We start from the raw sequence: 13078 nt of genomic DNA, 5'->3' as shown, positions 1-13078 counted from the left end.
AGAGGGCTTTAGATCATTTATCCAGTGCGATGTCCGGGGCGTCTTCGGCTTTCATGCCGATGACGTTGTAACCTGCGTCGACATGGTGGATTTCGCCGGTCACGCCGCTGGCGAGGTCGGACAGGAGGTAGAGGCCCGCGCCGCCCACATCCTCGATCGTCACGTTGCGGCGCAGGGGGGAGTTCAGCTCATTCCATTTGAGGATGTAGCGGAAATCGCCGATGCCGCTGGCCGCCAGCGTCTTGATCGGCCCGGCGGAAATGGCGTTGACGCGAATATTTTCCGGACCCAGATCCATCGCCAGATATTTGACGCTGGTTTCCAGCGCCGCCTTCGCCACGCCCATGACGTTATAATGGGGAATGACCTTTTCCGCGCCATAATAGCTGAGCGTCAGGATGCTGCCGCCATTGGGCATCAAAGCGCGCGCGCGGCGGGTGACTGCCACAAAACTGTAAGCAGACACGTTCATGGTCAGCAGGAAGTTTTCGAGACTCGTATCGACATATTGGCCGCGCAGTTCATTCTTGTCGGAAAAGCCGATGGCGTGAACGACGAAGTCCAACGTGCCCCAGCGCGCCTCGATCTCGGCAAAGGCCGCGTCCAGCTTGTCCATGTCCGCGACGTCGCAGTCGATCAGGAAGTCGGACCCGACCTGTTCCGCCAAAGGGCGCACACGCTTGGCCAGTGCGTCGCCCTGATAGGAAAAGGCCAGTTCCGCGCCCTGTTCGTGCAGGGATTTTGCAATACCCCATGCCAACGACTTGTCGTTGGCGAGGCCCATGATGAGGCCACGCTTTCCTGCCATCAAGCCGTTCATATCGTCGTTCCATTTCCCTGATCTTCGGGCGACAGCTCCGTTTCCTCTTCGGGAAACTCCGCCAGCGCCGCGTTCAATTCCGCGCCAATTACCACGCCAAGCCCGACGAGAAAGAAAAAAATGAGGGTGATCATGACACCGGCCAGACTGCCATAGGTGCGGCCATAGCCGCCCAGCAGCGATAGCGTGGGTGGCAACAGCAGCGTCGTGGCATACCACCAGAGCGATGTCGCCAGCGCGCCGGGCCACTTTGGAAAGCGGCGATCCTTGTAGGCGGTAGGCGTCAGCGCCACGAACAGCGACCACAGCGCGACGCATAATATGGCCATCGGCACCAGCCGGGCCGAGGCGACCAGTGCGATGGCGTCGTCGGCCCATGGCAGGACGTTGGTCAGAAACTGATCGATGCCGGTCATGACGACCTGCAGGGAAAAGGCGAACATCACCGCGAATACGCTGGCCAGCGTGATGCCGATCGCGCCAAGGCGATAGCGCCAGAAGGGCTTGGTGCTTTTGGTGCCGTAAGCGCGGCGCAAGATGTCGCGGATCGTTTCGATCAGGCTGCCCACGGTCCACAGGCCAACAAGGCCACCCAGCCAGAGCAGCGGTCCCGACCGCGCGGTCAGCACGTCGCCGATCGGTTGGCGCACCACGTCGGCGACCCCGCGCGGCACGGTGGACAGAAAGGCATTGACCGCATGTACCCCATCCTGCGTGCGGCCAAAGATGCTGGCCACGGCGGCGGCGACGATGAAGAAGGGAAACAGCGTCATCAGCGAGAGATAGGCAAGGTTCCCGGCGTGGATGAACCCGTCGCTATAGGTGCCGACCGCGACCCGCTTGAAAACCTCGAACGGCTGGGTGCCGGGGCGGACGCGATCCATTTGCCGGTTGAATTGCGTCCGCGCATGATGCGTGACCTTATGACGGCGCGATTCGGGCGAATAGGGCGATGGTATCGGCATCCGCGCCTAACGCCTCAGACGCCCAGATGGGCGCGCACGGGTCGTCCGTCATGCCAGCTTTCGACCAGCGCCACGATGGTCGGATCATCGCCCGGCACGTCGATCAGCAGCCGGACCATCTGGTCGCCGCGCTGGCCGTCCTTGCCGGTAAAGCCCTTGCCGCGCAGGCGCAGCGTCTTGCCCGATGTCGCGCCCGCAGGCACGCCCAGCATCACCGCGCCATCGACGGTCGGCACCTTGACCTTGCCGCCCAGCACCGCTTCGTCGAGCGTGACGGGCAGGTCGAGCAGCACATTGTCACCGTCCCGCGTGAAAAAGGCGTGCGGACGAATGTCGATGGTGACGATCGCATCGCCCGCTCCGCCCGCGCCCGGTTGCCCCTTGCCCGACAGGCGCATCTGCGTGCCGTTTTCGAGGCCGGCGGGCAATTTAAGGTCGATGGTCTTGCCATCCTGCAAGGTGATCCGCTGGGGCGCGAGGGTCGCCGCATCGGCGAAAGGCACGGCGAGGCGATAGGCGACGTTCGCGCCCTTTGGCGCGGCCTGTCGTCCAAAGCCGCCACCGCCGCCCGCGCGACGTCCTGCGCCGCCGAACAATCCTTCGAAAATATCGCTGAAATCGCCGCCGCCCGCTTCGAATCCACCGCCCTGAGGGCCGCGCCCGCCACCGCCGCCATAGCCGAAGGGCGCGGTCGGATTGCCGTCGCCGTCTATCTCGCCCCGGTCGAAGCGCGCCCGCTTGTCCTTGTCGGACAACAGGTCATAGGCGTTGGTAACGGACGAGAATTTCTCTGCCGCCTTGGGATTGTCGCGATTCTTGTCGGGGTGCAGTTCCTTCGCCAGCTTGCGATAGGCGGATTTGATTTCCGCTTCGCTCGCGCCGCGCGCGACGCCCAATGTCGAATAGGGATCGGCCATTCATTCTACCTGTTGCACAAAAGCATCACTTGGCTTCTATGTGGCGGACTATGCGCCGACATTCAAGGCAAAGCATCATGCTGTTGGATCACATGGCCATATCGACAGCCACGCGCCCGACGCATAAGGATCAGCGCATGACCGATCCCTTTGCCCTGTTCGACGACTGGTATGCGCAAGCGCGCGACAGCGAAATCAATGACAGCAACGCGATGGCGCTGGCCACCGCCGATGCGCGCGGGCGGCCGTCCGTGCGGATGGTGCTGTTGAAGGGCCATGGGCCGGACGGATTTGTGTTCTACACCAATTTCGAGGGGCGCAAGGCGGGCGAACTGCTCGACAATCCGCATGCCGCTTTGCTGTTTCACTGGAAATCGCTGCGGCGGCAAATCCGGGTCGAGGGTGCAGTCGGCCCGGTGGACGACGCCACCGCCGACGCCTATTTCGCGACGCGCGGACGCGACAGCCAGTTGGGCGCCTGGGCATCGGACCAGTCCCGCCCCCTGCCCGACCGGCAGACTTTCATGGATCGTTATGACGCGGTCGCCGCGCGATTCGCGGATGGGCCGGTGTCGCGTCCGCCGCACTGGTCGGGCTTTGCGCTGAAGCCCGAACGAATCGAGTTCTGGCAGGATCGCGAACATCGGCTGCACGAACGACGGCTGTTCACGCGGTCGGGGGATGGCTGGAGCGAAGGGCTGCTCTATCCCTGATACATTTGGCCTAACGTCGCCATTTGGGACCAATTGAGGCGCGGAAAGCGGCAGCCCGTTCGTCTATATCCTATGCAGCATGGGTAAGCGCACCGATTGCGGGTGATCCATGCGCCTGTTAGGTGTCTTGCCTGACAGCAGTAAAAGGCGCGGCGAACCAGTCCCGCCCGGCCCTTAGAGGAATAGAATGCGCAACAGACTGACGGCCTTCATCCTGACCGGCATGGTTCTGGGCGTAATCGTGGGGTTCGTGGCCAATTTGTGGGTCGGCGGCGACGAGACGCTGGCCAAACAGGTTGCGGGCTATTTCCATCTGCTCGCCGACATATTCCTGCACCTCATCAAGATGATTATCGCGCCGCTGGTCTTTTCCACGCTGGTCGCGGGCATCGCCCATATGGGGGACAGCGCGGCGCTGGGGCGGATCGGCGGGCGGGCGCTCGCCTGGTTCATCATCGCCAGCCTGATTTCGCTGACGCTGGGCCTGATCTTCGTGAATTTCTTCCAGCCCGGCGCAGGGCTGAACCTTGTCCGGTCCGGTGTCGAATCGGGCGTGAATACCGAAGCGCTCAATTTCCGCGACTTCATCCTGCACGTCTTCCCGACATCCATGGTCGGCGCGATGGCGGAAAATTCGATCCTGCAGATCGTCGTTTTCTCGCTGTTCGTGGGTGTCGCGCTGACCGCAATCGGCGACAAGGGCAAGCCGATCGTCACCGTGATCGAGGCAATGGTCGACCTGATGTTGCAGGTGACCGGCTATGTCATGCGGGTCGCGCCCTTCGCCGTGTTCGGCGCGCTGGCGTCGGTCGTCACGACCGAAGGCGTGGGCGTGCTCAAGACGTTCGGCCAGTTGATCGGCGAATTTTATCTGGCGCTCGGCGCGCTCTGGCTGTTGCTGTTTGCGGCAGGATCGATTTTCCTGGGCAAGCGGATGTTCAAGCTGATCCGCTATGTTCGCGAACCGATATTGATCGCTTTTTCCACCGCATCGTCGGAAGCGGCCTATCCCAAGATGCTGGAGCAGCTCGACCGGTTCGGCGTGCCGCGCCGCATCTACAGCTTCGTGCTGCCGCTGGGCTATTCGTTCAATCTGGACGGGTCGATGATGTATTCGACCTTTGCCACCATCTTCATCGCGCAGGCCTATGGCATCGACCTGCCCATCGCGACGCAGATCACCATATTGCTGGTGCTGATGGTGACGAGCAAAGGCATCGCCGCCGTGCCGCGCGCGTCGCTGGTCGTCGTTGCCGCGACGCTGGGCCAGTTCGATTTGCCGGTCGAGGGCGTGGCGTTCATCCTGGCGGTGGATCATTTCATGGACATGGGCCGCACCGCCACCAACGTGCTGGGCAACGCCATCGCCACGTCGGTCATCACCAAATGGGAAGGGATGCTGGAGGTCGAGGAGCCGATCGACGGATCGCCACCCAAGGCGCCCGCCCACACCCCTGCCCATGGCCGGGGCGGGCTGGAGCTGGCGTCCGACATGATCGACGACGACCGCAAGGGTTAGGTCGCCATGCAGCACCCGTCCCTGCCCGGCTTTACTGTAGCGGCGCGGGGCGGTGCGGCCATTGTCGCGCTGACGGCGATGGCGGGACTTGCTGTGCAGGTGGACGCATCCATCGCGCAGACCGGATCGGTTGGTGCGGCCTTGTGGACGATGCTGCTGTATTTCACGATCTGGACCAATATGGCCGTCGCGATCAGCTTTGCCGTGGTGGCGATGGGACGGCGGGTTTCCGCGCACTGGCTGGGCGGGGTGTTGCTGGCGATTTTGCTGGTCGGGATCATCTATGGGTTGCTGCTGCGGGGGCTATTGTCGCTGAGCGGTGGGGCGTTGCTGGCCGACACGCTGTTGCACAAGGTGACCCCGCTACTGGCGCCGCTCTGGTGGATCGCTTTTGCGCCCAAGGGGCGGCTGGGGTGGCGCGATCCGTGGATCTGGGCGATGTTTCCGGCGGCCTATTTGCCCTACGCGCTGGTTCGCGGGGCGATGGAGGGGCGATATGCCTATCCCTTCATCGATGTTGCGCGGTTTGGCGCGGGACAGGTGGCGATCAATGTCGTGGTGATCGCCATAGGCTTCGTGGCGGCGGGATTGGCGCTGGTGTGGATCGACCGGCGGGCTGGGGCGCGGGGTTAGTGCGACATTAGCCTACCTCACATCCGTTCGCTTCGAGCGAAGTCGAGAAGCACATAGCGCCGTATCTGCGTTTCTCGACTTCGCTCGAAATGAACGGATCAAGGGTATACTGGTCATATTCTTACAGTCACGCTCTCCGCGCCGCCTTCGCTGCATCGGCCCACCAGATGAGGCTTTTTGCGAAACCGGCAAAGCCGCGCTCCAGCGCTGCGCCGCCCCCCCCTGCGGCTGGGCCTGATCGTCCAGCGTCTGGCTGATCTGGCCAACGCTCAGACGTTCCGGCACGACCGCCATGCCCATGGCCGACAGCGTAACCGTCCAGTCGGCATGGCTGTTGACGCCTGCAAAGCGGCCCGCCGAATAGCTGGCGATGGCGGCGGGGCGGCGATCAAATTCCTGGAGGTAATGATCGACCAGATTTTTGAGGCCCGGCTGCACGCCGCGATTATATTCGCCCGCGACGAAGATGAAGCCATCAGCGGCGCTCAGCCGATCGGCCAGCGCGGCCATGGCGGCGGGCGCTTCGCCGGGGCCATAATCGCTGTAACGCCTGTCGAGCATCGGCAGGTCGATCGCCCTGGCGTCGATCAGTTGCGCCTTGTGCCCCAGCGCATCGATGCCGCGCACGATATAGTCGGCGAGGCGGATGCCCAACCGACCCTGCCTGTACGAGCCGTAGAGGACGAGAATGTCGAGCGCCATGCGAAGCCTTTCCTGAGATGCGGAGCCGCGTGCGGCTTGGTAAAGGACGGGACTGCGCTCCCGCCTGCCGCGGGAGCATGTCGTTCTTCTTTCCTACCGCAGCTTGGCGATGTTCAGGCTGTCGTCCTTGGCGCGGGCTTTGACCGATTCCTCGGTGCGGGTCAGTGCCTTGGCGATGGATTTGAGGCCCATGCCTTTTTTGGCCAGCGTGTGCAGCTTCTGGATTTCGTCCTGAGTCCAGGGCTGTTTGTGCCGCTCGAAGCGTTCGGCTGCCATGTCCTTAATCCGCGAACGGATCGCGGACGAGGATCGTGTCGTCGCGTTCCGGGCTGGTGGAGACGAGCGTCACCGGGCAACCGATCAGTTCCTCGATCCGGCGGATATATTTGATCGCCTGCGCAGGAAGGTCCGCCCAACTGCGCGCGCCGGCGGTCGTATCCTGCCAGCCCTCGATATCCTCGTAGATCGGCTGCGCCTTCGCCTGATCCTGCGCATGGGCAGGCAGATAGTCGTAGGTTTTGTCGCCGATGCGATAGCCGACGCAGATTTTCAGCGTTTCGAACCCGTCCAGCACGTCCAGCTTCGTCAGCGCAATGCCAGTAACGCCCGACACGGCGACCGACTGGCGCACCAGCACCGCGTCGAACCAGCCGCAGCGGCGCTTGCGCCCGGTGACGGTGCCAAATTCATGGCCGCGCTCGCCCAGCCGCTGACCGGTTTCATCCTCCAGTTCCGTGGGGAACGGGCCGGAACCGACGCGGGTGGTGTATGCCTTGACGATGGCCAGCACGAAGCCCGCGCCCGATGGGCCAAGGCCAGTGCCGCTTGCCGCCGTTCCCGCCACGGTGTTGGACGATGTGACGAAGGGATAGGTGCCATGGTCGATGTCGAGCAGCGTGCCCTGCGCCCCTTCGAACAGGATGCGCTTGCCGTCCGCCTTCGCCTTGTTGAGGGTCAGCCAGACCGGCTTGACGAAAGGCAGGATGAAGTCGGCAATTTCGGTCAGTTCCGCCAGCAGCGCGTCGCGGTCGATCGGCGGTTCGCCAAAGCCTGCGCGCAGAGCGTCATGATGGGCGGTCAGCCGGTCGATCTGCGGACCCAGATCGTCGAGATGGGCGAGGTCACACACGCGGATGGCGCGGCGGCCGACCTTGTCCTCATAGGCCGGGCCGATGCCGCGCCGGGTGGTGCCGATCTTGCCCGCACCTGACGCATCCTCACGCAGGCCATCGAGGTCGCGGTGGAAGGGCAGGATCAGCGGGCAGGTTTCGGCGATCTGGAGATTGTCGGGCGTGATGGTGACGCCCTGCCCTGTCAGCTTGGCGACTTCATCGCGGAAATGCCATGGGTCGAGCACGACGCCATTGCCGATGACGCTGAGCGTACCGCGCACGATGCCCGACGGCAGCAGCGACAGTTTATAGACTTTTTCGCCCACGACGAGCGTGTGACCGGCATTATGACCACCCTGAAAACGGGCGACGACATCGGCGCGCTCCGACAGCCAGTCGACGATCTTGCCCTTGCCCTCGTCACCCCATTGGGCGCCGATTACGGTTACATTTGCCATGGATACAGATCTCCGCCCGCCGCGCGGACCGGCCATGCCCTTCGACGGGACTCGACATGCCAGTAGGATCGATTGGACGCCGATGCGCCCGGATGCGGTTGCGCGTTAGCGCCGCCCGGTCCAACCTGTCAAGGCACGGCTGTCGTCAGCCATTGACCGCAGCGAAGGCCGCGTCGAACCGCCCTTCCGCCTCGGCCCGGCGCAGGAAGCCGACGCGATCGACGGCGATCTCGTTCGGTGTCGGCTGCTGCGCGAACAGCGTCATCACTTCGTCAATAAAGGCGGCCAGCGGCAGATAGCCCTCCCGCGTCGCCTGACCGGGCGTCAGGTCGGTCTGCACCGCTGGCGGGATGAGTTCGATCACGTCCACCTTGCCCGCAAGCTGCGCGCGCTGCGCCAGCGTATAGCTGTGCATGGCCGCCTTCGTCGCATTATAGGTCGGCGTGTGTACCAGCGGCACGAAGGCAAGGCCCGACGTCACATTGACGATGGCCGCATCGGGTCGGCCCGACAAATGATCGACCAGCGCATTGGCCATCCGGATCGGTGCGAGCAGATTGGTGACGATCGTTTCTTCCGCATCGCTCAGGTCGCGGCGCACCGTCATATCCTCCATCCGCATGATGCCGGCATTGTTGATGAGGATATTGAGATCGGGATGCGCGGCCATAATGGCGCTGGCCATCGCATCGATCGCCGCAAAATCGTTCATATCGACGGCGACACCCACCATGCCGGGATTGGCGGCCGTCACTTCATCCAGCAGCGCCTGTCGTCGTCCGGCGATAATCACGCTGTTTCCCGCCGCGTGGAAGCGTTCGGCCAGCGCCCGTCCGATGCCCGACGTGCCACCGGTAATCAATATCGTGTTGCCGCTCATGTTCATCATGCATGTCCTTGCCTGTCGTGCGACCCATCTATGACGACGGGCCGCTCAGTTAAGGGGGCAGGCAAAAGAAATGTGGTCGCCCGATCAGAAGGCGCGCAGGTCGCCGCCGTCGAGCCAGTGGGAGCAACGCAGGGCTGCGCCATCCTCGTCCCCTACCAGCGCTGCAACCGTGTGCCAGCCCTCGCCACGCAGGGCGGCGGCGCGGGCGGTATCATGGCCGAGCGGCAGGAACAGGCGGCGTGGCGTTTCCGCGCCAAAGCCTGCGTCGATCAGCGGATCGGGATAGAGGGAGAAGCCGATAGCCGGTTCGTCCTGCCCATCGGCGCGGCGGATGGCGTAGCTGCCGCCCCGGCCGATTTCGCCGACGAATCCTTCGGCAAAGATCGAGAAGCCGAACCAGTTCTGATATTCGAAACCATGCCGTTCAGTGGGATCGAGCGTCAGGGTAATGTCCCAGCCGATCGGTTTGGCGATGGCGCGCAGGCCCGCGATGCGGCTGTCGATCGCGCCGCCCAGCGTGGCGTTGAACGCCTCCAGCCGGTCCATCGCGGCGTGGAAGGGACCGGTCGCTTCGATCAGCGGCAGATAGGCGGCAGCCTGTGGTCCGAGCGCGACAAGCGCGCCTGCGTCCTTGGCATCCAGTTCGGTGCGCACTGCTTCGAGTGCATCGGCATCGAGCGGCAACGGCCCGGCGGCCAGCATGTCGATGAGGTCAGGCAGGGTGAAGTCGATGGTGATGCCGGTGACGCCTGCCGCCTGCAACGCTTCGATCGCGACATTGACGATCTCGACCGCAGCGGACACGCTGTCGCTGCCGATCAGTTCGGCCCCGACCTGCAATTTTTCCCGCTCAGGCCGCAATTGATTGGCTTTGAGGCGGATGACTGGCCCGGCATAGGAGAGGCGCAAAGGACGCGGTGCGGCGGCGAGCCGGGTGGCGGCGATGCGGCCGACCTGCGCCGTCATGTCGGGGCGCAGCGCCAGGCTGCGTTGCGACACGGGATCGACGGCGCGAACCAGGTCCTGCGCACGCATGGATTTGAGGCGCTGCGTCAGCGTATCTTCAAACTCCGCGAGCGGGGGCATGACCCGTTCATAGCCATGCGTCGCCACCGTATCGAGCACGCGCCGCGCGAGGCGGGCGGAGGCTTCGGCCTGCGGCGGCAGGCGGTCGGATAATCCTTCGGGAAGAAGGCCGGGCGGGATCATGGTCATGGGACAAGCCCTTAGCGGATTATATTTCCGACGCCAGCCCTCCCCGTTCGGGCTGAGCGAAGTCGAAGCCCTTCACTGAACAGAGTGAAGTGGCTTCGTCTTCGCTCAGCCTAGCCCTTCGACAGGCTCAGGGCGAACGGGTCAATGGGTCATCCCATCACGCAAAGCGCAGCAGTTTTACCTGTTTGACGCCAGCCAGATTGCAGATTTCCCAGCGGAGCGGTTCGGTGACGGTGCCGTCTACGGACAGCAGCAACACGGCTTCGCCGCCCTGATTGCGGCGGCCCAGATGGAAGGTGCCGATGTTGACGTCCGATTCGCCCAGCTTCGACCCAAGGCGACCGATGAAGCCGGGCGCGTCCTGATTGACGATGTAGAGCATGGTGCCGTCAAGGTCCGCTTCCACCTTGATGCCGAACAGTTCGACAAGGCGCGGACTGTTCGAGCCGAACAGCGTGCCTGCGACCGAGCGTTCGCCGGTTTCGGTGGTGACGGTGACGCGGATCAGCGTCTGGTAGGCGCCTTCCCGATCATGGCGCACTTCGCGCACGTCGAGGCCGCGTTCCTTGGCCAGGAAGGGCGCGTTGACCATGTTCACCGTGTCGGAATAGACGCGCATCAGGCCCGCCAGCACCGCCGCCGTGATCGGCTTCTGGTTGAGTTCGGCGGCATGGCCCTCGACCTCTACCGCGACACCGGTGATGGCGTCGCCTTCGAGTTGACCGACAAGGCTGCCCAGCTTTTCTGCGATCGCCATATAGGGCTTGAGCTTGGGCGCTTCCTCCGCCGACAGCGATGGCACGTTCAGCGCATTGGTGATGCCGCCGTCGAGCAGATAGTCGGACAGCTGGTCGGCGACCTGCAACGCCACATTGACCTGCGCTTCGTCGGTGGACGCGCCCAGATGCGGAGTGGAGATGAAGTTGGGGGTGCCAAACAGCGGGCTTTCCTTGGCCGGTTCGGTCACGAACACGTCGAGCGCCGCGCCAGCGACCTGGCCGCTGTCCAGCGCTTCCTTGAGCGCGGCTTCATCGATCAGGCCGCCACGCGCGCAGTTGATGATGCGCACGCCCTTCTTGGTCTTGGCGAGGGCTTCCTTCGACAGGATGTTACGCGTCTGGTCGGTCAGCGGCGTGTGCAGCGTGATGAAGTCGGCCTTCGCCAGCAGCGTGTCGAGGTCCGCTTTTTCCACGCCCATGTCGATCGCACGTTCAGGGGTGAGGAACGGGTCGAAGGCGACGACCTTCATCTTGAGGCCCAGCGCGCGGTCGGCGACGATCGAGCCGATATTGCCCGCGCCGATCAGGCCCAGTGTCTTGCCGGTGACTTCCACGCCCATGAAGCGGTTTTTCTCCCACTTGCCCTGCTGCGTCGAAGCATCGGCCTCCGGCAATTGGCGGGCGAGCGCGAACATCAGCGCGATGGCATGTTCGGCGGTGGTGATGGAGTTGCCGAACGGGGTGTTCATGACGATCACCCCTTTGGCGGACGCGTAAGGGATGTCGACATTATCGACGCCGATGCCGGCGCGGCCAATGACTTTCAGGTTGGTCGCGGCGTCGAGGATCGCCTTCGTCACCTTCGTGGACGACCGGATGGCGAGGCCGTCATAGTCGCCGATGATGGCGATCAGTTCTTCGGGCGTCTTGCCGGTGATTTCATCGACCTCAATGCCACGTTCGCGGAAGATCGCGGCGGCGCGGGGGTCCATCTTGTCGGAAATAAGGACTTTGGGCATGGATTTTCCTATCGTTCATCGTCACCCCGGACTTGATCCGGGGTCCCGCTATTGCGCGGGCGGCGTGAAGGAGAAGCGGGACCCCGGATCAAGTCCGGGGTGACGCCGTGGGTGAGTTCAGGCGGACTTTACGGTCGCGTAGGCCCAGTCGAGCCAGGGGCCGAGCGCTTCGATGTCGGCGGTGTCCACGGTCGCGCCGCACCAGATGCGAAGCCCTGCGGGGGCATCGCGATAGCCAGCGATGTCGAACGCCGCACCTTCCTTTTCGAGCAGACCCGCAAACGCCTTGATAAAGGCTTCGTCGGCACCGGCCACGGTCAGGCAGACGCTCGTTTTCGAGCGCGAGGCCGGGTCAGCCGCGAGATGGCCGAGCCAGTCGCGTTCCGCTACGATCTTGTCGAGCGCCGCCGCATTGGCGTCGCTGCGCGCGATCAGGCCAGCCGCGCCGCCGATCGACTTGCCCCATTCCAGCGCGAAGATCGCATCTTCGACAGCCAGCATGGAGGGGGTGTTGATCGTCTCGCCCTTGAACACGCCTTCGGCCAGCTTGCCCTTCGACACCAGACGGAACACCTTGGGCAATGGCCAGGCGGGGGTGTAGGTTTCAAGGCGTTCAACGGCGCGGGGGCCAAGGATCAGCACTCCATGGCCGCCCTCGCCACCCAGCACCTTCTGCCAGGAGAAGGTGGCGACGTCGATCTTGGCCCAGTCGATGTCATAGGCGAACACCGCGCTGGTCGCGTCGGCGAAGGTCAGGCCTTCGCGGTCGGCGGGGATGAAGTCCGCATTGGGGACGCGCACGCCCGACGTGGTGCCGTTCCAGGTGAACAGCACGTCGGTGGCGAAATCGATGGCGGACAGGTCGGGCAGCTGGCCATAATCGGCGCGCACGACCGTCGGGTCGAGCTTCAACTGCTTGACCGCATCCGTGACCCAGCCTTCGCCGAAACTTTCCCAGGCGACGGTGGTGACCGGGCGCGCGCCCAGCATCGTCCACATCGCCATTTCGAACGCGCCGGTGTCGGACCCCGGCACGATGCCGATGCGGTGAGTGTCGGGGAGGTTCAGCAATTCGCGCATCAGGTCGATGCTGTAAGCCAGACGAGTCTTGCCGATCTTGCTGCGATGCGAGCGGCCCAGCGAATCGGTGGCGAGCGCAGCGGCGCTCCAGCCCGGAGGCTTGGCACAGGGACCGGAAGAGAAGAAAGGACGCGCCGGAAGGGTGGTCGGCTTTTGCGCAGGCGCAATGGTGGCGTCAACGGCAGTAAAATCAGTCATGTAGCGTCTCCTTACAGAGAGCAGCGCGGCGTTGGGACCGCGTGGCCCGTCGGTCGCCCTAAAGATTTCGGCGGACCTGTCAAGGAGATTGGCAAAATGGGACGAACCGAGCACCCCGT

The 13078-nt window shown here is 63.8% G+C and carries 12 protein-coding genes and 1 pseudogene; 3 read left to right on the top strand and 10 right to left on the bottom strand.

The window, feature by feature from the left end:
* Nucleotides 1-13 precede the first annotated feature (13 nt).
* The 3 genes from fabI to WA070_RS03520 are packed head-to-tail and all read right to left on the bottom strand — an operon-like array spanning nucleotide 14 to nucleotide 2702.
* On the bottom strand, nucleotides 14-820 hold the full coding sequence (gene fabI, locus WA070_RS03530) for an enoyl-ACP reductase FabI (protein ID WP_422632773.1): 807 nt from the start codon (nucleotides 818-820) through the stop codon (nucleotides 14-16).
* Complete coding sequence (locus WA070_RS03525; protein WP_422632772.1) at nucleotides 817-1785, bottom strand: YihY/virulence factor BrkB family protein; 969 nt, start codon at nucleotides 1783-1785, stop codon at nucleotides 817-819. Before WA070_RS03525 ends, fabI begins: the two co-directional genes overlap by 4 nt.
* Before the next feature lie 14 nt (nucleotides 1786-1799).
* Complete coding sequence (locus tag WA070_RS03520; protein WP_422632771.1) at nucleotides 1800-2702, bottom strand: DnaJ C-terminal domain-containing protein; 903 nt, start codon at nucleotides 2700-2702, stop codon at nucleotides 1800-1802.
* 92 nt (nucleotides 2703-2794) lie between these two features.
* Between WA070_RS03520 and pdxH the strand changes: the two genes are divergently transcribed.
* From pdxH to WA070_RS03505, 3 genes are all read left to right on the top strand, one after another.
* Nucleotides 2795-3415, top strand: coding sequence for a pyridoxamine 5'-phosphate oxidase (gene pdxH, locus WA070_RS03515; protein ID WP_422632799.1), 621 nt, complete (start codon nucleotides 2795-2797; stop codon nucleotides 3413-3415).
* A gap of 187 nt (nucleotides 3416-3602) precedes the next feature.
* Complete coding sequence (locus WA070_RS03510) at nucleotides 3603-4934, top strand: dicarboxylate/amino acid:cation symporter (RefSeq protein WP_422632770.1); 1332 nt, start codon at nucleotides 3603-3605, stop codon at nucleotides 4932-4934.
* Nucleotides 4935-4940: 6 nt separating this feature from the next.
* On the top strand, nucleotides 4941-5567 hold the full coding sequence (locus WA070_RS03505) for a Pr6Pr family membrane protein (RefSeq protein WP_422632769.1): 627 nt from the start codon (nucleotides 4941-4943) through the stop codon (nucleotides 5565-5567).
* 127 nt (nucleotides 5568-5694) lie between these two features.
* On the opposite strand, the pseudogene WA070_RS03500 reads toward WA070_RS03505, so the two are convergent.
* The 7 genes and pseudogenes from WA070_RS03500 to WA070_RS03470 all read right to left on the bottom strand — a co-directional run bounded on the left by WA070_RS03500 (nucleotide 5695) and on the right by WA070_RS03470 (nucleotide 12959).
* Nucleotides 5695-6269: pseudogene (locus WA070_RS03500) on the bottom strand (NADPH-dependent FMN reductase).
* Between the two features lie 93 nt (nucleotides 6270-6362).
* Entirely contained in the window at nucleotides 6363-6545 is a 183-nt protein-coding gene (locus tag WA070_RS03495) for a hypothetical protein (protein ID WP_422632768.1), read from the bottom strand.
* Nucleotides 6546-6549: 4 nt separating this feature from the next.
* The gene (locus tag WA070_RS03490; protein WP_422632767.1) at nucleotides 6550-7839 is read right to left on the bottom strand and encodes an adenylosuccinate synthase; all 1290 of its coding nucleotides are present in this window, start codon (nucleotides 7837-7839) and stop codon (nucleotides 6550-6552) included.
* A 145-nt stretch (nucleotides 7840-7984) separates the two neighbouring features.
* Nucleotides 7985-8725, bottom strand: coding sequence for an SDR family oxidoreductase (locus WA070_RS03485; protein ID WP_422632798.1), 741 nt, complete (start codon nucleotides 8723-8725; stop codon nucleotides 7985-7987).
* An 87-nt stretch (nucleotides 8726-8812) separates the two neighbouring features.
* Nucleotides 8813-9943: an ATP phosphoribosyltransferase regulatory subunit gene (locus tag WA070_RS03480; RefSeq protein ID WP_422632766.1), complete on the bottom strand. Its 1131-nt coding sequence runs from the start codon at nucleotides 9941-9943 to the stop codon at nucleotides 8813-8815.
* Nucleotides 9944-10100: 157 nt separating this feature from the next.
* Nucleotides 10101-11681 carry a phosphoglycerate dehydrogenase gene (serA, locus tag WA070_RS03475; protein WP_422632765.1) on the bottom strand — a complete coding sequence of 527 codons (1581 nt, stop codon included), beginning with the start codon at nucleotides 11679-11681 and terminating at the stop codon, nucleotides 10101-10103.
* Between the two features lie 117 nt (nucleotides 11682-11798).
* The gene (locus tag WA070_RS03470) at nucleotides 11799-12959 is read right to left on the bottom strand and encodes a phosphoserine transaminase (protein WP_422632764.1); all 1161 of its coding nucleotides are present in this window, start codon (nucleotides 12957-12959) and stop codon (nucleotides 11799-11801) included.
* Nucleotides 12960-13078 lie beyond the last annotated feature (119 nt).

Source organism: Sphingobium sp., from assembly GCF_049304695.1.
In the GTDB taxonomy this organism is placed as follows: Bacteria; Pseudomonadota; Alphaproteobacteria; order Sphingomonadales; family Sphingomonadaceae; genus Sphingobium.
The sequence above is the reverse complement of the archived record's forward strand: the minus strand, read 5'-3'. Positions and strand labels throughout refer to the sequence as shown.